Below are 19037 nucleotides of genomic sequence, written 5' to 3'. Positions count from 1 at the left end.
CGCAGCGTGAAGGTCCTCCGCGTCTCCCACAGCGCCGTCGTGACGGCGTGGCGCGAGCGTGAGCGCGAGCTCCGGCGTGCCGGCGTGGACGTCCGTCTCCTCTCGGCGCGCGCGTGGGACGAGGGCGGCACGCGCGTGCGTCTCGAGCCCCGGCCGGGCGAGCGCGTCGTCGGCGCCGCGACGCTGGGCACCCACCCCGCCCTGTTCGTCTATGACCCGCGCCCGCTGTGGCGTGCCCTCGGCGAGCGGTGGGACGTCCTCGACGTCCACGAGGAGCCGTTCGCGCTCGCGACGGCGGAGATCCTGGCCCTCCGACGGCTGCGCCGGGTCGTCGACACGGTGCGCGGTCGCGAGGTCCCGCCGCTCGCGCCGTTCGTGCTGTACTCCGCGCAGAACCTCGACAAGCGCTACCCGTGGCCGTTCCGCTGGTTCGAGGCCCTCGCCCTGCGGCACGCCGCCGCCGTCTCCGTGTGCAACGACGAGGCCGGTCGCATCGTGCGGCGCAAGGGCGCGCGGGGCGTCGTGGAGACCATCCCCCTGGGGATCGACCCCGACGTCTTCTCCCCCGCCCCGGGGACGCCCGTGGGGGCGGACGGGGCGGCACGCCGGCGCCGTGCGGTCGTCGGCTACGTGGGGCGGCTCGCGGCGCACAAGGGGGTGGGCGTCCTGCTCGACGCGGTCGCCGCGGACGACAGCCTCGAGCTGCACGTCGCCGGCGCCGGGCCGCAGGGCGAGGAGCTGCGTGCGCGGGCCGAGCCGCTGGGCGACCGCGTGCGCTTCGTCGGGACGCTCGCCGACGCGGCGCTCGCCGACTTCTACCGCTCGCTCGACGTCCTCGCGGTGCCCTCCCGGGAGACCGACGGGTGGGTCGAGCAGTTCGGCCGGGTCGCGGTCGAGGCGATGGCGTGCGGCGTGCCCGTCGTCGCGACCCGGACGGGCGCGCTGCCCGACGTCGTCGCGGACGCCGGTCTCCTCGTCCCCGCCGACGACGCCGAGGCCCTGCGCGCCGCGCTCGTGCGCGTGACGTCGGACGCGGGTCTCGCCAAGTCCCTGCGCGCGGCGGGTCTGGGCCGCGCCGCACGGTGCGCGTGGTCCGAGGTCGCCCGGCGGTACCTCGACGTGTACGCGGCCGTCACGAGCGGGCCGCGCGCCCCCGTGCCGGCCTCGGTGGCCGACGCTCCCGTGGGTGCCGTGGACGCCGACGCCCCCGCGGACGTCGACTCCTCGCGGGACGCCGACGCCTCGCAGGACGGGGAGGTGCCGGAGGTCGTGCTCGTCGCGTACGGCTCCCCCGCGCTCGTCCGCGCGGCGCTCGAGCCGCTCGTCGGGAAGCTGCCCCTGACGGTCGTCGACAACTCCTCCCTCCCCGAGATCCGCGAGATCGTCGAGCTCGCCGGTGGGCGGTACCTCGACCCGGGGCGCAACGGCGGCTTCGCCGCGGGGGTCAACCACGCGCTCGCGCACCGGCAGGCGCCGGACCGCGACGTCCTGCTCCTCAACCCGGACGCGGTCGTGAGCACGGAGGACGTGCTGCACCTCCAGCGGACCCTGCACGCCCGGCCCCGGACGGCGAGCGTGGGGCCGGTCCAGGTCGACGGCGACGGCCACCCGGCGCGCGTCGTCTGGCCGTACCCGTCCCCGCTGGCGGCGTGGGTCGAGGCCGTCGGGCTCGGCCGGCTGCGCCGTGCACCGGCCGACAGGAGCTTCGTCGTCGGCTCCGTGCTCCTCCTGTCCGCCGACGCGCTCGCGGACGTCGGGCCGTTCGACGAGAGGTTCTTCCTCTACGCCGAGGAGACGGACTGGGCGTACCGCGCGAACCGGGCGGGCTGGCGGCACGTCGTCGACCACGACGTGGTCGCCGTGCACCTCGGTGGCGCCACGAGCTCCGACGCGGCCCGGCGCGACACCCACTTCTACGCCTCCCAGGAGCACTTCCAGCGCAAGCACTTCGGCGCGCTCGGCTGGTCGGTCGCGCGTGCCGGCGCCGTCGCGGGTGCCGCCGCACGGTCCGTCGCGGCGCGCGGCGACGCACGCCGCGCCGCCCGGTCGCGCCTCCGGCTCTACCTGGCCGGTCCGGCGTCCGCCGAGCGCCGGCTGCTCCCGTCGGGGGCGCCGTGATCCGGCGCTCTGCCGCATGGCTCGTCGGGACCGTCGGCGTCACGGCCGTCCTCGCCCTGGTCGGCTTCCTCGTCCCCGCGTCCGCGACCTACGCCGTCGCGGCGGCCGCGGCGGTGCTGGTCGTCGGGATGACGGTCTACGAACCTGTCGCGCTGCCGATCCTCGCGATGCCGGCGCTCGTCGTCGTCCAGCGCGTCGGCGGCGGGGGCGCCGACCTGTCGATGAGCGACTTCGCGCTCTTCGCCGCGTTCTGGGCCGCCCTGGTGCTCGGGCCGCGGCCGTTCTCGCCGCCCCTGCGCGCGCTCCTGTGGCTCACCGCCGTCTACCAGGTCGCCACGCTGTTCACCGTGGTGGCGAACCCCTACCTGGCGAACACGGTCGAGTGGTTCCACGCGTGGTTGTCGACGGCCGGCGCGCTCGTCATGGGCTGGGCGGTCGGACGGGCGGGACGCGCCCGGGTCGGCCTGACGCTCTTCATGATCCCGTGCCTGGTCATCGCGGTCCTCACGTGCGCCGGAGCCGTCCAGCAGCTCGCGGCCGGGAACACCGGTCCGGTCTACCTCACCTGGCCGTTCCCCATGCACAAGAACCTCATCGGCTGCCTGCTCGGGACGTCGGCGCTCGTCGCCTACGCGCGCCCGTGGTGGGTCGGGTGGCCGCGCTGGTTCGCCTACGCGTCGTTCTGGCTGTGCACCCTCGCCGTGGTCGCGTCCCAGGCGCGGCAGGCGCTCGTCGGGCTCGCCATCGGCATCATGCTCATCACGCTGCGCGCCGACCCCGACCGCAAGCGCTCCAAGCTCATCCTGCTCGCGGCGATCCCCGCGGTGTACTTCGTCTGGCTGGCCGTGCAGGAGCAGCTCTCCTCGGACAACGAGTTCAACTCCGCCAACCAGCGGCTCACCTGGTACCAGCAGGCGCTGGAGGTCTGGCGGACCAGCCCGTGGTTCGGCGTCGGGCTGCGGTGGTGGACCGCGGGACGCACGGACTACGTCTTCCAGCCACCCAACGCCGAGCTGGAGGTCCTGTCGTCCGCGGGGGTCGTCGGCCTGCTGGGGTTCCTCGTCCTGTTCGGCGGGACCCTCGTCGTCCTGTGGCGGCTCAACCCGCGCTTCGGCACCCTCGCGTTCGCGGCGATCCTCGCGCGCTTCGTCCAGGGGCAGTTCGACCTCTTCTGGACGTCGATCGTCGTCTCCGTGCCGTTCGTCGTGGTGGGGGTCTGCCTCGGCGCCGAGGCGTACGCCCGCTCGCGCGAGGAGTTCCGGGAGGGCCTGGTCGCGCTCGACCCGGACCGCGACCTGCCGTCGGTCCGCGAGATGGAGGCGACGCGTCGATGAGGGTCGTCCAGATCGCGCCGGAGATCGCGCCCGGCTCCGGCGTCGGAGGCGTCGCGTACGCGCTCGAGCAGGCGTGGCGGCGACGAGGGGTCGAGACCGGCCGCTTCACGATGGACGACGCAGCGGGCGCCTGGCTGCCGCGGCCCGAGGGCGGGGTCCGCGGCAAGGCGGTCCTGGCGGTCCGGGTCGTGTGGTTCACGACCGTCGGCACCTGGCGGGCGCGGGCGGCGTCGCGCCGGGACGGCCGGGGCAGCGTCGTCGTCACGCACAACGACGTCCTCTTCGGCGACGTCTACGTCAACCACGGCATCCTCAGCGAGGCCATGCGCGCGCGGGGTGGCTACGCCTGGCGGATGGTGCGCAACCCCCTGCACCTGTTCACGGCGGCGCGCGACCGGCTGCGCTACACGACCCGGGTCCACGACGTGGTCGCCAGCCTGACCCGGGCCGAGGAGGCCACCCTGCGCCGCACCTACGGCCGGGTCCGGCCGCGCACGGTCGTCATCCCGAACGGGGTCGACACCCGGCGCTTCCGCCCGGCCGCCGACCACGAGCGGCAGGACGCCCGGGACACCCTGGGCATCCCCGCGGACGCGCTCGTCGCCCTGTTCGTCGGCCACGAGTTCGACCGCAAGGGCCTCCGGTTCCTCGTGGCGGCCGCGCGCTCCCGTGCCGACGTCCACGTCGCCGTCGTCGGCGGGAGCCCCGAGATGCTGGCGGAGCTCCGGCGCGAGGCGGCCGAGCTGACGGCGTCCGGCCGGCTGCACCTCGCCGGCACCGTGGACGACCCGACGCCGTGGTTCCGCGCCGCCGACCTCCTCGCCCTGCCGAGCGCGTACGAGGCGAACGCCCTCGTCGTGCTGGAGGCCCTGGCCTGCGGGCTCCCGGTGGTCGCGACCCCGGTGGGCTACGTCCCCGACATCGTCGTCGACGGAGAGAACGGGTTCGTGGTCGGCACCGACGCCGCCTCGGTGGGCGACGCGCTCGACCGGTACGCGGCACGGCCGGCGGCCGACCGCGCGCGCCTGTCCGCCGCCGCCCGCGCGACGGCGGAGGCCCACGACTGGGACGTCGTCGCGGCGCGGTACCTGGACCTGTTCGACGAGATCCTGCGCGGACGTCACGGAGAAGAGGCTCGATGAGGGTCCTGCACGCGGTCCGCTCGGACGGGTTCGCCGGCGTGGAGCGGCACGTCGCCCGCCTCGCGCGCGCCCAGTCGTCGGAGGGCGACGACGTGGTCGTGGTCGGCGGGGCGCCCGGCCCGGTCCGTCGCGACCTCGCGCCCGAGCCGGTGCACCACGTGCCCGCGGCGACGACGCGCGACGTGCTCGCGGCCCTCGTGCGCCTCGGGCCCGGCGCCGACGTCGTCCACGTGCACATGACGGCGGCCGAGGTCGCGGCGGCCGTGGCGACCGTGCTGCGGCCGCGCGTCGGTCCCGTGGTGACGACCCGGCACTTCGCCCGACGTCGCGGTGCGGGTCGGCTCGGTCCCGTCGTGGCGGCTCTCGCGCGCCGCCCGCTCGCGGCCCAGATCGCGATCAGCCGGTACGTCGCCGAGGCGGTCGACGGCCCGACGGTGGTCGTCCGCCCCGGCGTCGCGGACGGTCCCGGCACGCCCCGTGCCGCGCGCGAGCGCGACCGGGTCGTCCTCGTCGCGCAACGGCTCGAGCCGGAGAAGCGGACGGACGTCGCCGTCCGCGCGTTCCACGCCTCCGGGCTCGCGACGGCGGGATGGCGCCTCGACGTCGCGGGCGACGGCGCGCTGCGCCCCGGGCTCGAGGCGCTCACCGCCGAGCTCGGCCTCGACGGGTCGGTGCGGTTCCTGGGGCGCCGCGACGACGTCCCCGACCTCATGGCGTCCGCCGCGATGCTGCTCGCGCCCTGCCCGGTCGAAGGGCTGGGGCTCAGCGTGCTCGAGGCGATGGCCGCAGGGCTTCCGGTCGTGGCCGCCGACGCGGGCGGCCACACCGAGCTGCTCGGGGGCCTCGACGCGGACCAGCTCTACCCGCCGACGGACGCCGTGACGGCGGGGCGGTCGCTCGCCGCGCTCGCGGACGACCCGGCCCGTCGGGACGACGTCGCCGCCGGGGAGCAGGAGCGCCAGCGCGCGCTCTACACGCCCGCCGCGCAGGTCGCCGCGACGCGCGAGGTCTACCTCCGGGTCCTGGAGGGCGCATGACGGACCTCGTCGTGATGTCGCTCGAGGCGTGGGACGCCGTCTGGCGGCGCAACCAGTACCTGGTGGCCGAGCTGCTCCGGGCGGACCGCTCCCTCCGGGTGCTGTTCGTCGAGCCCGCCGCCGACCCCCTGCACACCCTGAGCCGCCGCGCGGTGCCGCGCGGCGGGCGCGGCCTCCGACCGGGCCCGTCCCTGCCCGGGGTCCCCGACGGCCGGCTCTGGCTGTTCCAGCCGACGAAGGTCCTGCCCCGCCGGGTCGACCCGCGCGCGGACCGGCGCCTCGCGCGGGCGACGACGCGCGCGGCCCGCCGTCTCGGCATGGCGCGACCGGTGCTGTGGATCAACGACCCCTCGGCGGCGACGCTGCTCGCCTCGACGGGGTGGCCGTCCCTGTACGACGTCACGGACGACTGGCTGGCCGCCGACAGGAACCCCGAGGAGCACCGGCGCCTGGTGGAGGACGAGGAGCTCCTGCTGTCCCGGTGCGCCGAGGTCGTGGTGTGCTCGCCCGGGCTCGAGCGCACGAAGGGTGCCCGGCGGGACGTCACGCTGGTGACCAACGGCGTCGACGTCGATCGGTACCGGACCCCGCAGCCGCGGCCCGGCGACCTCCCGGCGGGGCGCGTCGCGCTCTACGTCGGCACGGTCCACCCCGACCGCTTCGACCTGCCGCTCCTGCTGCGCACGGCGCGGGCGGCGGCGGGAGCCGGGACCGTCGTCCTGGTCGGCCCCGTCGTCGACGTCGCGCAGGAGTCCCTGCAGGCCCTGGACGAGGCCGGGGTGGTGGTCCTCGGCGCCCGGCCGTGGTCGGACGTCCCGGCGTACCTCCAGCACGCCGACGTGCTGCTCGTCCCGCACGTGGTCGACGCCTTCACGGACAGCCTCGACCCCATCAAGGCCTACGAGTACCGCACGGTGGGCCGACGCGTCGTCTCGACGCCCGTCGCCGGGTTCCGGGACGTCGAGGACGACCGCGTCGTGGTGGCCGAGGGCAGCACGTTCGCGCACGCGGTCCGCGACGCCCTCGGCCTGCCCGCGCCGGCCTCGGGCACGTCCGTGGCGGTGCCGACCTGGCGCGGGCAGGCCGCGCTCATGGCCGACGTGGTCGACCGGACCGCGCGGCACGTCGCCACACCCCGGTGACGACGGCGGCCGTCCGCGCGACGGCGAAGCGGTCGGCGACGGCCACGCGCGCACGCTCGGCGCGCTCCTCGGCGGCCGCCGGGTCGTCCAGGACACCGACGACCGCCGCGGCCAGCGCGGCCACGTCGCCCGGCGGCACGAGCGTGCCCAGCGCCCCGGGTCCGCGCCCCACGATCTCGGGGACGCCGCCCGCGTCCGTCGCGACGACGGGCACGCCGCGGGCCATCGCCTCCGCGACGACCTGGCCGAACGGCTCCGGCACCGGCGAGGCGTGCACGACGACGGCCATGCGGTCGAGCTGCGGCGTGGGGTCGGGCACGGCGCCGAACCAGGTGAAGCGCGGCGCGACGCCCAGCCGTGCGGCCTCGGCGCGGACCTCGGCCGCGTACGCGTCCTCGCCGAACGTCGCCGCGCCCACGACGACGAACGTCGTGCCCGGGTGCGACCGGAGGATCGCGGGAGCGGCGCGGACGAGCTCGCGCTGACCCTTCGTCGGACCGATGCGGCCCACCATCCCCACGACGGGAGGGGCGGACGGAGCGACACGTCGCGTCGCGAGGACCTGCCCCGGAGCGAGCCCCGGGTAGGCGACGACCGCCGTGCGCGGCAGGGTCGCCGCCGTCGCCCGCGAGTTGGCGATCACGGCGCGCGGCAGCCGGGCCGCGAGCCGGACGAACGTCACGAGCGGCCGGGGCAGGTAGTCGTCCGCGATGCGGTCGTGCACGTACCAGACGAGCGGCCGTCGGGCGAGGGCCGCGGGCACGAGAGCGAGGAGGTCCGCCTTGAGCGACGTCGTGTGGACGACGTCGGGCGCCGACCGGCGCACGAGGCGAGCGAGGTCCCGCTCGAAGCGCAGCGTGCGCACGACGGACCGCACGAGCCCGCCCGCCGGTCGGGCCACGGCGTCGCGCGACGCACCGGCGACCGCCGGGTCGAGCGGCAGGACCGTCGTCGGGACGCCGCGCTCCTGCAGCGCCGCGACGAGCGGCCCGTCCTCGAAGAGGACGCAGCGCACGTCGACGGTCGCGTCGAGCGCCTCGCAGAGCCGGACGAGCGCGAGCTCGGCGCCGCTGTGCTTCGCGGTGTGGTCGAGGACGAGCACACGCACGGGGCGCTCGCCCGGGCTCACCAGCGGAACGGGCGACGGCGGATGTTCGGCGCGTCCTCCTCGACGTCCTCCCCGTCGATGCTCTCCGCCTCCGACGGCGGGACCTTCGCCCACTGCGGCTCGAGCCGGCGTCCGGCCTCCCGCGCGCCGTCCTTGCGGGTGCGCGTGGCGGCACGCGTCGACGGCGCCTCGTTCTCGGCCGGGGTCGCGGCCGTCGTGTCCGGCGCGCCCTCGGCCGGCGCGTCCGGCGCGGCCTCGGCCGGGGCAGCGGCCACGTCGGCGGCGGAGCCTTCGTCCGTGCCCTCGGAGCTCGAGGTCGTGACGAGCGGGGCGTCGCTCCCGTACGACGACGCGTACGTCATGCGCCGGTCGCCCTTGACGCCGGCCAGCGCCATGCCCGAGAGCGGGACGTTGTTGATCCGCAGCCGCTCCGCGGCCTCCTGGAGCACGACGCGGTCCGTCTTCTCGACGGAGGCGATGAGCACCACGCCGTTCGCGTACCCGCCGAGGATGGTCGCGTCGGCGGCGGCCAGGACCGGCGGCGCGTCCACGACGACGATCGCGGCCTTCTCGCGCAGCCCGTCGACGAGCGCCCGCACGCGCGCGGTCGCGAGGAAGTCGGCCGGGTCCATCTCGTCGTCGTGCACGGGCATCAGGCGCAGGTTCGGGATCCGGGTGGGCCGCAGCTCCCTCGGCGACCCGTCCCATCCCTCGGGCGCCGGCAGGAGGTCGGCCAGCTGGGGCCTGCGCAGGTCCCCGCACATCACGATCGTGGGCCGGCCGCTGAGGGCGAACGAGGCGGCCAGGTTCGCGGTGATGAACGCGCGGGGGGCGTGCGGGTCCGCAGCCGTGACGACGGCGACGGAGTGCGGGGCGTCGCCGAGCGAGACGCGCACCGCGGTGCGGAGCTCGCGGACGGACTCGGTGAACGGGGAGGCGTGCCTGCTCGACACCGGGAGGTTGCCGGTCCGGCGGAACTCCTTGTCGGCACCCCGCACGTCGAAGAGCTCGGCGAGCACGGGCGTGCCGGCGAGGGTCGCGGCCTCGGCCGTCGTCCGGACGCGCAGGTCGAGGCCGCGGCGCGCGAACGCCAGGCCGACCCCGGCGACGAGCCCGGCGAGCAGCGCGATCGCCAGCACCAGGGGGGTCGGCATCCCGAGCGGCACCGCCGACGTGGCCGGGTCAACGAGCACGCCGGGGGTCACGATCGACCCGAAGGTGCTGTGGAGGGCCGAGATGGCCTGGTACTGCCCGACGATCGTGTCCCGCTCCGCCTGGGCCAGCGGGTCGTCCGGGTTCGCGGCCAGGTTGCTCTGGATCTGGTCGAGCTGGGCCCGGAGCGCCTCGCGACGCTCGTCGAGCTCGGCGACCTGCGTGTCGAGGATCGTCGGCAGGTACGCGATGTAGGCCTGCGCCACGGCGTTCGCGCGCCGGACGGCACCCGCCTCGTCGCCCGCCCGCGCGATGACCGACATCGTCAGGAGCTCGGCGTTGTAGAAGCCCTCGACCGACCCGGCGAGGACGCGGGGCTCGGTGCCGTCGTCGAGCGCCGCGGCGGCGGGCTCGAGGACCGCCGGGTTCCGGATCATCTCCGGGTCCGTGTCCACGGTGACCGACGACGCCTCCTGGTTGGCCCCCGGGACCGACTCCGCCGCGACGATCTGCACGGTCGCGGTCGCCTCGAACACCGGGTCCTGGCGCTCCACGTAGACCATCGCCGCGGCCATCACGACGAGCACGGCGACGAGGACGAAGTACTTGCCCGCCCACACCGTGCGCAGGAACTCCCGGATCGTCATCGCTCGGCCCTCTCCGTGAGGGTCGGGGTCGCGGTCGCGGAGCCCGTGACCGCGTCGCGCTGGACGGCGACGACGCGACGAAGTCGCTCGACGAAACGCTCCCGCCCGAAGCCCGCCACATGCTGCCTCACGGCGTCATCATCCCACGCACGCGCGACGGCGTCCTCGACGGCCGTCGCCACGGCGGCGACGTCCGGCGCGTCGAAGAACACCCCCGTGACGCCCTCGGCGACCGTGTCGAGGTAGCCGCCGTCACGGAGCACGACGCTCGGGCGGCCGAAGGCGCCCGCCTCGAGCGGCGAGAGCCCGTAGTCCTCGTGCGACGCCGCGACGAGCGCGGCCGTGCTCCGGTAGAGCCACCGCAGCGTCGCGTCGTCGACGCGGCCGAGGAGGCGCACCCGTCCCGCCGGCGCCCCGCCGCGCGACGACGTCCTCGCGGCGAGCGCCTCGAGCCGCGCCCGGTCCGGTCCGTCGCCCACGACGACGAGCTCGCGGCCCGTCGCCTGGGCTGCCTGCACGACGACGTCGACGTTCTTGTACGGGAGCAGCCGCGCGACGCACAGGAGGAACCCGGGCTCGACGCCGGGCACCGGGCTCTCCGGCCCGGCCGGGAGCATGGCGGGCGGCGGCGCCAGGATCTCGGCGTCGATCCCGTAGGCGTCCCGGACCGCGCGCTGCGTCACGGTGGAGTTCGCGAGGTAGACGTCGGCCCGGGCCGCCGCGGCCGCGTCCCAGCGGCGCAGGTGCGGCGCGAGGAGTCCGAGCGCCGCCGCGGTCGCGCCGCGGCGGAGCCGCTGGACCGCACCCCCGTCGTCCGTCCCGAGGTAGCGGTCGCGCTGGTAGAGCCAGCGCGCGGGCGCGTGGCAGTAGACGACGGTGCGTGCCGCGCCGCGGTAACCGTGCGCCCAGCCGGTGGACGAGGCGACGAGGACCTCCGCGTCGACCACGCGCTGGCGGTCGACGGCGGGTGCGAGCAGCGGGAGGGCCAGGCGGTGGTTCCGGCGCAGCGCCCCGACCCGGTCGAGGGCCGAACGACGCAGCTCGACGTCGGCGAACTCCGGGAACGTCCCGGCAGGGTCGTAGAGCGTCGTGTACATCGGCGAGCCGGGGAACGCGTCGGCGAGCAGCAGCGCGACCCGCTCGGCACCGCCACGCTGGGTCGCGTAGTCGTGCGCGAGGGCGACACCCTCCGTCATGGGACCTCCCCGCCCTGGCCGTGCTCGGCTCGACCAGCCTAGGTCGGGCCCGCCGGGACAAGGGGGGCGAATCGGGACATCACCCGGGTGAAACGGGCGCCGGTACCCCTCAGACCTTCGTGTGGAACCTGCCCTGCGCCGCGAGCAGCCCTTCGGTGAGGACCATCTCGACCGCGTCGGCCGCGTCGTCCAGGAGGAACGGCAGCTCCTTGGTCTCTGCGCCGGAGAAGTTCTTCAGCACGAAGTCGGCGGTGTCCATGCGCCCCGGCGGGCGTCCGACGCCCCCGCGCACCCGCACGTAGTCCTTCGTGCCGAGCGCCTTGGTGATGTCGCGCAGGCCGTTGTGACCGCCCTCGCCCCCGCCGGTCTTCAGCTTGACCGTGCCGAACGGGATGTCCACCTCGTCGTGCACGACGAGCACGTGGTCCGGATCGACGCCGTAGTAGGCCGCGAGGCCGGACACCGGGCCGCCGGACACGTTCATGTAGGTGGACGGCTTGGCGAGGATCACGCGCGGCCCGGGCCTGCCCCCGGGCAGCGTCCCGATGCGGCCCTCGGCGACCGCCGCCTGGGCGCGGGGGTGGCGCGCGAAGCGGACGCCCGCCCGCCCGGCGAGCACGTCGAGGACCATGTGGCCCAGGTTGTGCCGGTTGGCCGCGTAGCGGTCCCCGGGGTTGCCGAGCCCGACGACGAGCCAGGGCTGGTCGGTCATGTCTCCTCGTCCTTCGTGCAGGGTGGGCGGCGCGTCGTCCGCGGGCGCGCGAACGCCCGGCACCGTCACGGTACCGGGCGTCCGTCGAGAGGTGCGGCCGCGGCCGCGCCGTCGAGGGCCGTCGAGGGCCGTCGAGGACCGTCGAGGTCCGTCGACGTCCTGACGGCTCAGGTCACTCCGACTCGGTGCTCTCGGCAGCGGCCTCGGACACGGCGGCCTGGGCGGAGGCCTCGGCCTCGGACGCCTCGAGGTCCGCGGAGTTGTCCTGCGGCACGGAGATGTAGACGACCGCGAGGTCGCCCTCCGAGGCCAGCGTGACGCCCTGCGGGAGCTTCACGTCGCGCGCGAAGACGGTCTCGCCCGCGGCCAGGCCCTCGATCGAGACCTCGACCGACTCCGGGATGTGCGTGGCCTCGGCCTCGACCGACAGCTCCTGCAGGTCGACGAGGTGGATCGTGCCCGGGGCCGACTCGCCCGTGACCTGGACGGGGATGTCGACGGACACCTTCTCGCCCTTCTTCACGAGGAGCAGGTCGACGTGCTCGATGACGTTGCGGACCGGGTCGCGCTGGACGTCCTTGGTGATGGCGAGCTGCGCCTTGCCCTCGAGCTCGATCGAGAAGAGAGCGTTCGAGTGCTTGAGCGCGAGCATCGTCTCGTGGCCCGGCAGGGTCACGTGGAGCGGGTCGCTGCCGTGCCCGTAGAGGACGGCAGGGATCTTGCCGGCACGGCGGACGCGGCGCGCGGCGCCCTTGCCGAACTCGGTGCGGGACTCGGCGGCGAGCTTGATCTCGGACACGTGGATCACTCCTGGAAGAACGTTGCGGGCCGGCCACCAGTGGGGAGCGGTCGGCTGTCCGGACGGTGAGAGGGCCCCCCGGACGGGCGGCTGCGTCGGCGCGGGACACGTGACGGGCGCGCGAACGACGACCGCCCAGTCGATTACGGAGATCCAACAGGCCTGGCCGACTCTCCGGTTCGCGCTGCACCCCCAGGGTGCTGCGCGCTCGCCGGCCGTCAGACGTCCCTCGCCGAGGCAACCTGACTACTGTACCCGGGTCTCCGGGCTCGACGAAACCCGCTCCGGCCGCGGCGCGACCGTCCTCAGCCCGACGTCACCGCCACCGTCGTGGCGACCGTGGCCCCCACGACCGTCGCCGCGACGACCTCGTCCAGGTACGCCTTGAGCGCCGCGCTCCCCCAGCTGCCCGCGGCGACCTCCCGCGCCCGTCGGTCGACGGCGGCGCGCCGGCGCATGGTCCAGCGCTCGTCCCCGTCCACCACGGCGCCGGCACCGCGCGACCCGCCGGCGGCCATCGCCTGGGCCGCCTGCCCGCTCGCGGCGAGGATGCCGACGAGGGCCGCGGTGCGCGCGTCGGGCTGCTCGCCGTCGACGAGGACCCGCTGTAGCAGCACGCGGACCTCGTCCTCGCGCCGCGTGTCCGCCGCGGGCCACCGGGTCGTGGGGAAGACGCCGAGGAACCGGCCGGCCTCGCGCCGGAGGACGCCCCGCCCGGCGAGCGCGGCGACGGCCCGTTCCGCGGGTCGGCGCTTCGCGAGGTGGGGCACCAGGGTCTTGGGCTTCGCCCCCTCCTTGGACCGCACGACGTCGAGCGCCTCGTCGAGCAGGTCGTTGCCGGTCGGTGTCGCGTCCCGGACCACGATCCGCCCGACGCGGCCGCCCTCGCCGTCGCCCGCGAGGTCCGCACGCCCGAGCAGGGCGAGCTCGACGAGGAGCGCGCCGGCGGCGACCTGCTCGCGGGAGGAGGTGTCCACGACGGTCTTGCCCGTCTCGTCGTCCAGCGTCAGCAGGAGGTAGTCCTCGAGGATCAGCATGTCTCCACGGTAGGAGCGCCCTCGTGGCGCCGGCAGGTGCCGAATGTCACGCGTGGGCCGTGACGCGCTCCCGGATCACGGTTCCCGGAGGACGACGACGGCCTGGTCGCCCGTGACGTGGAGAGTGGCCGGGTCGCACCCGTCCTGCGTGACGCGGACCGTCCAGGGCGGCGCGACGTCGGACGACACCAGCTCCCCGGAGACGACGTCGGGGCACGAGGCACCGAGCAGGCTCGTCGGGTCGGGCTCGACGGTGTCGAGGAAGGTGAGCGTCACCGCCCTGCCGGCGTGCTGCTCGGTCGCGACGCCGCGCACCGACGCGACGAGACCGAGCAGGCAGACGGCCGCGACGACGGCCGCGACGGCGCTCCCCCAGCGCAGCGTCGTGAAGCGGCGCCAGGTGAGGGCGTACAGCCCGGCGCTCTCGATCCGGTACGTGACCCACCCGAGGATCGTCAGGTCCCGCTCGACGACGAGGCGTCGGCTCTCGAACGCTCGCGCCTGCACCGGGACCAGATCCGGGTCCGCGAGGGTGCTCACGACGTTCCGCTGGTCGGCCACGGCACGCTCCCGGCGGGCCTGCAGTCCGGCGACGTCCGTCGCCCACAGGCCGAGGAAGGTCGCGGGTTCGGCGGCGATCTCCGCGCGCATGCTCGCGTACTGCGGCTCGGTGGCGACTGCGCGGAGCGTCACGATCCTGGGCGCGAGGACACGCGCGGCGAGCGCGACGACGGAGCCCAGCGAGGCGAGGACACCGGCGCCCCAGAGCAGCGCCGGCCAGGTGACGGCCCCGGCGTCGGACACGACGCCGGCGACGGGGAACGCGGCCGCGAGGAACGCGACGAGCGCGATCGTCGAGGTGGCGAACCACTTCGCCACGTCGCGCAGCCGCGCGGTCGAGGCGTCGTAGGAGGAGATGCGCGCCACGGTGAGGGCGGTCTCCACCGGCCGGGCGTCCGGCGGGCTCGGTGCCTCGCGCGGCGCCCGCGCCCACCGCACGTCAGTCCTCCGCGGGTGTGGCGAGGTCGTCGAGGTCCTCCGCGCCGCGCACGTCGCCCTGCGCCGGTTGGCGGTCGGGGCCCGCTCCGCCGAGCGGGACGACCCACCGCTTCCCGTCCCACTGCAGCAGCCGTCCGCGGATCCACCGGTACTCGTCCACGTAGCTGCCCGGTTCGTCGGTCATCGCCACTCCTCAGGTGTCGTCGGACCCGGACACCTCACGGTCGACCCGACGCACCTGCGTCGCAAGGATGAAATCCGCCCCGTCAGTCGGCGAGCTCCCACCGCACGGTGACGCTCGCGCGGACCTCCTGGGTCCCCGGCTCGACGACGAGGGCGTCCCCGGCCGCCTTCGCGGCCATCAGGCGCGGCACGGGCGCCGGGCCCCCCACGTCCTCGCGGATCTCCACGACCGGCCCGAGCGACCGACCGGCGAGCCGCGCGTACTGCTCGGCGCGGGCGCGCGCGTCGGCGAACGCGTCCTCGCGCGCGGCCGCGGCGAGCGGACCGGGGTCGCCGACGGCGAGGCTCGTCGAGTCGAGGCGGGCGACCGGCCCGGCCGCGTCGAGCGCGGCGCGCACGACCTCGCCGGAGGCCGCGACGTCCCGCACGGTCGCGCGGAGCGTGAGGCGCGCCGTCGTGCGCGGGCCGTCGTCGCGCTGCTCGGTCCACGTGGACGTCTGCGAGGTCCGCACGTCCGTCGCCGCGACGCCCGCCGCGAGGAGGGCGTCGCGTGCGGCGGCGAGGCCGGCGTTGGCGCGGTCCAACGCCTCCTGGACCCCGGTCGCCGAGGCCTCGGTCCCGAGCTCCACGACGGCGACGTCGGGCGCCGCGGTCGCCGCTCCCTGCCCCGTGGTCGTCACGCCGGAGGTGCCCACGTCCGTCTCCCGTCCGCGCCCCGCGAGGGCGCTCAGCTGTTGCCGTCGAAGAGCGAGGTCACGGACCCGTCGTCGAACACCTCACGGATCGCGCGCGCGACGAGCGGCGCGATGGACAGGACCGTGAGCTGCGGGAACCGCTTCTCGGCGACGATCGGCAGGGTGTCGGTGATGACGACCTCGCTCGCGCCGCTCTCCGAGAGGCGCTGCGCGGCCGGGTCGGACAGCACGCCGTGCGTCGCGGCGACGATGACCGACTTGGCCCCCGCGGCGAGGACCACGCGCACCGCCTCGGCGATGGTGCCGCCCGTGTCGATGAGGTCGTCGACGAGCACGCAGTCGCGCCCCTCGACCTCGCCGACCACGCGGTTGGCGACCGCCTGGTTCGGGCGCGTGATGTCACGCGTCTTGTGCACGAACGCGAGCGGCCCACCACCGAGCTTCGCCGCCCACTGCTCGGCGACGCGGATGCGGCCGGCGTCCGGCGAGACCACGGTGACGTTCGACGTGTCGACGCGCGTGCGCACGTAGTCGGTGAGGATCGGCATGGCCCACAGGTGGTCGACGGGGCCGTCGAAGAACCCCTGCGTCTGCGCGGCGTGCAGGTCGACGCTCATGAGGCGGTCGGCGCCCGCCGCCGTGAAGAGGTCGGACATGAGGCGGGCCGAGATCGGCTCGCGGCCGCGGTGCTTCTTGTCCTGGCGGGCGTACCCGTAGAAGGGCTGCACGACCGTGATCGTGCGGGCCGAGGCGCGCTTCGCGGCGTCGACCATGAGCAGCTGCTCCATGATCCACTGGTTGATCGGCGCGGTGTGGCTCTGGAGGATGAAGACGTCCGCGCCGCGGACCGACTCCCCGAACCGGACGTAGATCTCCCCGTTGGCGAAGTCGTACGCCGTGGTGGGCAGCAGGTCGATGCCCAGCTCCCGCGCGACGTCGTTGGCCAGCTCGGGGTGCGCGCGTCCCGAGGCGAGGACGAGGGACTTGTCCCCGTTTCCGGCGATCGTGCTGCTCATGCGGTGCGTTCCTTCGGTGTCCGGTGGGGTCGGTCGGGGTTCTGGGACGGACCGTGGTGCGGCAGGGTCTGCCGCGTCAGTCCGTGGGGCGCGCGCTGCGCAGCGCGTCGAGCGTGCTCTCGAGGTCGGGCCCGGGGGCGGGCGGCGTCGGGCGGTCCGCGGTCGCCGCCGCCGAGTGGTCCGCGAGCTGCGCCTGCGCCTGCGCGCCGACCGGCGGCGCCTCGGGGTCGGTGGAGCGCGCGGCGGCCGCCGCCTCGGCGGCCGCGGTGCCCGGCCGGCGTCGCGCGACCCAGCCGTCGATGTTGCGCTGCTGCCCGCCGCTGACGCCGAGCGCACCGGCCGGCACGTCCCGGCGGATGACGGACCCCGCCGCGGTGTACGCGCCGTCGCCGACCGTCACGGGCGCGACGAACATGTTGTCCGCGCCGGTGCGCGCGTGCGAGCCGATGACGGTGCGGTGCTTGTGCACGCCGTCGTAGTTGACGGTCACCGACGCGGCGCCGATGTTCGTGTGCGCGCCGATCGTCGCGTCGCCCACGTAGGACAGGTGCGGGATCTTCGAGCCCTCGCCGATCTCGGCGTTCTTCGTCTCGACGAACGTGCCGATCTTGCCCTGCGCGCCGAGCACCGTCCCGGGGCGCAGGTAGGCGAACGGCCCGACGCTCGTGCCCGCGCCCAGGACCGCGAGGCTGCCGTGCGTCCGGGTCACCGTCGCGCCCGGGCCGACCTCGGTGTCCGTGAGCGTCGTGTCGGGCCCCACCGTGGCGCCCTCGCCGACGACCGTCGCGCCGTGCAGCTGCGTGCCCGGCAGCAGGGTCACGTCGCGCGCGAGCTCGACGTCGACGTCGACCCACGTCGTGGCCGGGTCGACCACCGTCACGCCCTCGCGCATCCAGTCCTCGAGGATGCGGCGGTTCAGCTCGGCGCGGAGCACCGAGAGCTGGACGCGGTCGTTGACGCCCTCGACCACCGCCGGGTCGTCGGAGAGCAGGGCGCGCACGGCACCGCCGTCCGCACGCGCGGCGGCGACGACGTCCGTGAGGTAGACCTCGCCCTGCGCGTTGTCGCGCCCGAGGGCGCCGAGGCCGCGCCGCAGCACGGCCGCGTCGAACACGTAGATCGACGCGTTGACCTCGCGGATCTCGAGCTCGTCGGCCGACGCGTCCTTGTGCTCGACGACCCGCTCGACGTCGCCGGAGGCGTCGCGCACGACCCGCCCGTAGCCGGTCGCGTCGGCGAGCTCCGTCGTGAGCATCGTCACGGCGTTGCCGTCCGCGACGTGCGCCGCGAGGAGCTGGGCGAGCGTCCCGCCGTCGAGCAGCGGGGTGTCGCCCGCCGTGACGACGACCGGGCCCTCGAGCCCGTCGCCGAGCCCGCGGCCCTCCTCGCCGTCGGGGACGCCGTGGACGAGGGCCAGCGCGTGCGCCTTCGCGTCGAGCGCGGCGAGCGCGCACTGCACCGCGCGGCCCGTCCCGGGGATCTCGTCCTGGTCGACGACCACGAGGCCCGGGTCGACGCCGAGCGCGTGCTCGGCGACCCGGTCGCGCTCGTGCCGCACGACGACCGCCAGCAGCCCGGGGTCGAGCGAGCGGGCCGCGACGAGCACGTGACCGAGCAGGCTCCGGCCCGCGATCGTGTGCAGCATCTTCGGGGTGGACGACTTCATCCGCGTGCCCTCGCCGGCGGCGAGGACGATCACGGCAGCGGGGACGACGGTCGCGCCGGTGCCCTGCTGAGCTTCCATGGATGTACCCCTCGGGATCGGTGGCTCGAGCTCCGCCCCCAGGACTCGAACCTGGACCAAGGGCACCAAAAACCCTTGTGCTGCCGATTACACCAAGGCGGAACGGACCGTGACGCCGTGCCGGTCCGGTACCGGTCCGGGCATCGCGCCCGGGGCTGCGGCGGCGGGTAGGTCCGGGAACAGTCTGCCAGGTCGCCGGTCGTGCCCGACGCCGCACGGCATGATGGACCCCGTGGCCGAGTCCAGACGCACCCCCCGTTCCCGCATGACCGCGAGCCAGCGACGGGAGCAGCTGCTCAGCGTCAGCCGCGGGCTCTTCGCGGAGAAGGGCTTCGAGGGGACGAGCGTCGAGGAGATCGCGGCCCGGGCCGAGGTGTCCAAGCCGGTCGTCTACGAGCACTTCGGCGGCAAGGAGGGCATCTACGCGGTCGTCGTCGACCGCGAGGTGCAGGCCCTCACCGCGGCGCTGTCCGGCGCGCTGGACCGGGGCGGGCACCCCAAGGTGCTGCTCGAGCACACCGCGCTCGCCCTCCTGTCCTACATCGAGGCGTCGGAGGACGGCTTCCGCATCCTCGTGCGCGACTCGCCGGTGGCGCAGGCGACCGGGACGTTCTCGAGCCTGATCGGCGACGTGGCGACGCAGGTCGAGCACCTCCTCGCCGAGCAGTTCCGGTCGAACGGCCTGGACCCGAGGACCGCGCCCCTGTACGCGCAGATGCTCGTCGGCATGGTCGCGCTCACCGGTCAGTACTGGCTCGACGCGCGCAGCCCCAAGAAGACCGAGGTCGCGGCGCACCTCGTGAACCTCGCGTGGAACGGGCTCTCCGGGATGGTCAAGAAGCCGGCGCTGACGAAGACCGACTGACCGGGCCCAGCACCCGGTCGAGCAGGTGGTCCTCCCGCGTCACGACCTTCCTGCGCGCCCACGACGCGTGACGCCGCGCGCGCCAGGTCGTGACGAATGTCCTGGGCGGCC

The 19037-nt window shown here is 75.5% G+C and carries 17 protein-coding genes and 1 tRNA gene; 6 read left to right on the top strand and 12 right to left on the bottom strand.

Translation table 11 applies throughout. The features are described from left to right. Positions 1-6: 6 nt before the first annotated feature. The 5 genes from ACWPWV_RS10875 to ACWPWV_RS10855 are packed head-to-tail and all read left to right on the top strand — an operon-like array spanning position 7 to position 6773. Positions 7-2118, top strand: a complete 2112-nt coding sequence (locus tag ACWPWV_RS10875; RefSeq protein ID WP_454043005.1) for a glycosyltransferase — start codon at positions 7-9, stop codon at positions 2116-2118. Next, positions 2115-3452 (top strand): O-antigen ligase family protein, encoded by a 1338-nt coding sequence (locus tag ACWPWV_RS10870; RefSeq protein WP_454043004.1) that lies wholly within the window; start codon positions 2115-2117, stop codon positions 3450-3452. Before ACWPWV_RS10875 ends, ACWPWV_RS10870 begins: the two co-directional genes overlap by 4 nt. Then, the gene (locus ACWPWV_RS10865) at positions 3449-4594 is read left to right on the top strand and encodes a glycosyltransferase family 4 protein (protein ID WP_454043003.1); all 1146 of its coding nucleotides are present in this window, start codon (positions 3449-3451) and stop codon (positions 4592-4594) included. Before ACWPWV_RS10870 ends, ACWPWV_RS10865 begins: the two co-directional genes overlap by 4 nt. Further along, positions 4591-5631, top strand: coding sequence for a glycosyltransferase family 4 protein (locus ACWPWV_RS10860; protein WP_454043002.1), 1041 nt, complete (start codon positions 4591-4593; stop codon positions 5629-5631). Before ACWPWV_RS10865 ends, ACWPWV_RS10860 begins: the two co-directional genes overlap by 4 nt. Beyond that, on the top strand, positions 5628-6773 hold the full coding sequence (locus ACWPWV_RS10855) for a glycosyltransferase (protein ID WP_454043001.1): 1146 nt from the start codon (positions 5628-5630) through the stop codon (positions 6771-6773). The genes ACWPWV_RS10860 and ACWPWV_RS10855 overlap by 4 nt, the downstream gene beginning before the upstream one ends. On the opposite strand, the gene ACWPWV_RS10850 is transcribed toward ACWPWV_RS10855, so the two are convergent. From ACWPWV_RS10850 to ACWPWV_RS10795, 12 genes are all read right to left on the bottom strand, one after another. Next, entirely contained in the window at positions 6721-7881 is a 1161-nt protein-coding gene (locus ACWPWV_RS10850; RefSeq protein WP_454043000.1) for a glycosyltransferase, read from the bottom strand. The genes ACWPWV_RS10855 and ACWPWV_RS10850 overlap by 53 nt on opposite strands. Positions 7882-7898: 17 nt before the next feature. Beyond that, positions 7899-9680 (bottom strand): Wzz/FepE/Etk N-terminal domain-containing protein, encoded by a 1782-nt coding sequence (locus ACWPWV_RS10845; RefSeq protein WP_454042999.1) that lies wholly within the window; start codon positions 9678-9680, stop codon positions 7899-7901. Beyond that, positions 9677-10876, bottom strand: coding sequence for a glycosyltransferase (locus tag ACWPWV_RS10840; RefSeq protein ID WP_454042998.1), 1200 nt, complete (start codon positions 10874-10876; stop codon positions 9677-9679). Before ACWPWV_RS10840 ends, ACWPWV_RS10845 begins: the two co-directional genes overlap by 4 nt. A 109-nt stretch (positions 10877-10985) precedes the next feature. Then, positions 10986-11588 (bottom strand): aminoacyl-tRNA hydrolase, encoded by a 603-nt coding sequence (gene pth / locus ACWPWV_RS10835; protein WP_454042997.1) that lies wholly within the window; start codon positions 11586-11588, stop codon positions 10986-10988. 172 nt (positions 11589-11760) lie between these two features. Further along, a complete protein-coding gene (locus ACWPWV_RS10830; protein WP_454042996.1) occupies positions 11761-12387 on the bottom strand; it encodes a 50S ribosomal protein L25/general stress protein Ctc in 627 nt (208 codons plus the stop codon). 305 nt (positions 12388-12692) lie between these two features. After that, positions 12693-13424 (bottom strand): GOLPH3/VPS74 family protein, encoded by a 732-nt coding sequence (locus ACWPWV_RS10825; protein ID WP_454042995.1) that lies wholly within the window; start codon positions 13422-13424, stop codon positions 12693-12695. A 75-nt stretch (positions 13425-13499) separates the two neighbouring features. Then, on the bottom strand, positions 13500-14369 hold the full coding sequence (locus tag ACWPWV_RS10820; protein WP_454042994.1) for a hypothetical protein: 870 nt from the start codon (positions 14367-14369) through the stop codon (positions 13500-13502). 55 nt (positions 14370-14424) lie between these two features. Beyond that, positions 14425-14607: a hypothetical protein gene (locus ACWPWV_RS10815; protein WP_454042993.1), complete on the bottom strand. Its 183-nt coding sequence runs from the start codon at positions 14605-14607 to the stop codon at positions 14425-14427. A gap of 82 nt (positions 14608-14689) precedes the next feature. Beyond that, positions 14690-15301 (bottom strand): SIMPL domain-containing protein, encoded by a 612-nt coding sequence (locus ACWPWV_RS10810; RefSeq protein WP_454042992.1) that lies wholly within the window; start codon positions 15299-15301, stop codon positions 14690-14692. Positions 15302-15333: 32 nt separating this feature from the next. Further along, positions 15334-16317 carry a ribose-phosphate diphosphokinase gene (locus tag ACWPWV_RS10805; protein WP_454042991.1) on the bottom strand — a complete coding sequence of 328 codons (984 nt, stop codon included), beginning with the start codon at positions 16315-16317 and terminating at the stop codon, positions 15334-15336. Between the two features lie 76 nt (positions 16318-16393). Beyond that, positions 16394-18061: a bifunctional UDP-N-acetylglucosamine diphosphorylase/glucosamine-1-phosphate N-acetyltransferase GlmU gene (gene glmU, locus ACWPWV_RS10800; protein ID WP_454042990.1), complete on the bottom strand. Its 1668-nt coding sequence runs from the start codon at positions 18059-18061 to the stop codon at positions 16394-16396. Between the two features lie 30 nt (positions 18062-18091). Further along, positions 18092-18163, bottom strand: a tRNA-Gln gene (locus ACWPWV_RS10795). Positions 18164-18326: 163 nt separating this feature from the next. On the opposite strand from ACWPWV_RS10795, the gene ACWPWV_RS10790 reads away from it, so the two are divergent. After that, positions 18327-18926, top strand: coding sequence for a TetR/AcrR family transcriptional regulator (locus ACWPWV_RS10790; RefSeq protein ID WP_454042989.1), 600 nt, complete (start codon positions 18327-18329; stop codon positions 18924-18926). Positions 18927-19037: the final 111 nt, after the last annotated feature.

Source organism: Cellulosimicrobium sp. Marseille-Q8652 (genome assembly GCF_965112045.1).
This window is presented reverse-complemented; position numbering and strand designations above follow the sequence as displayed.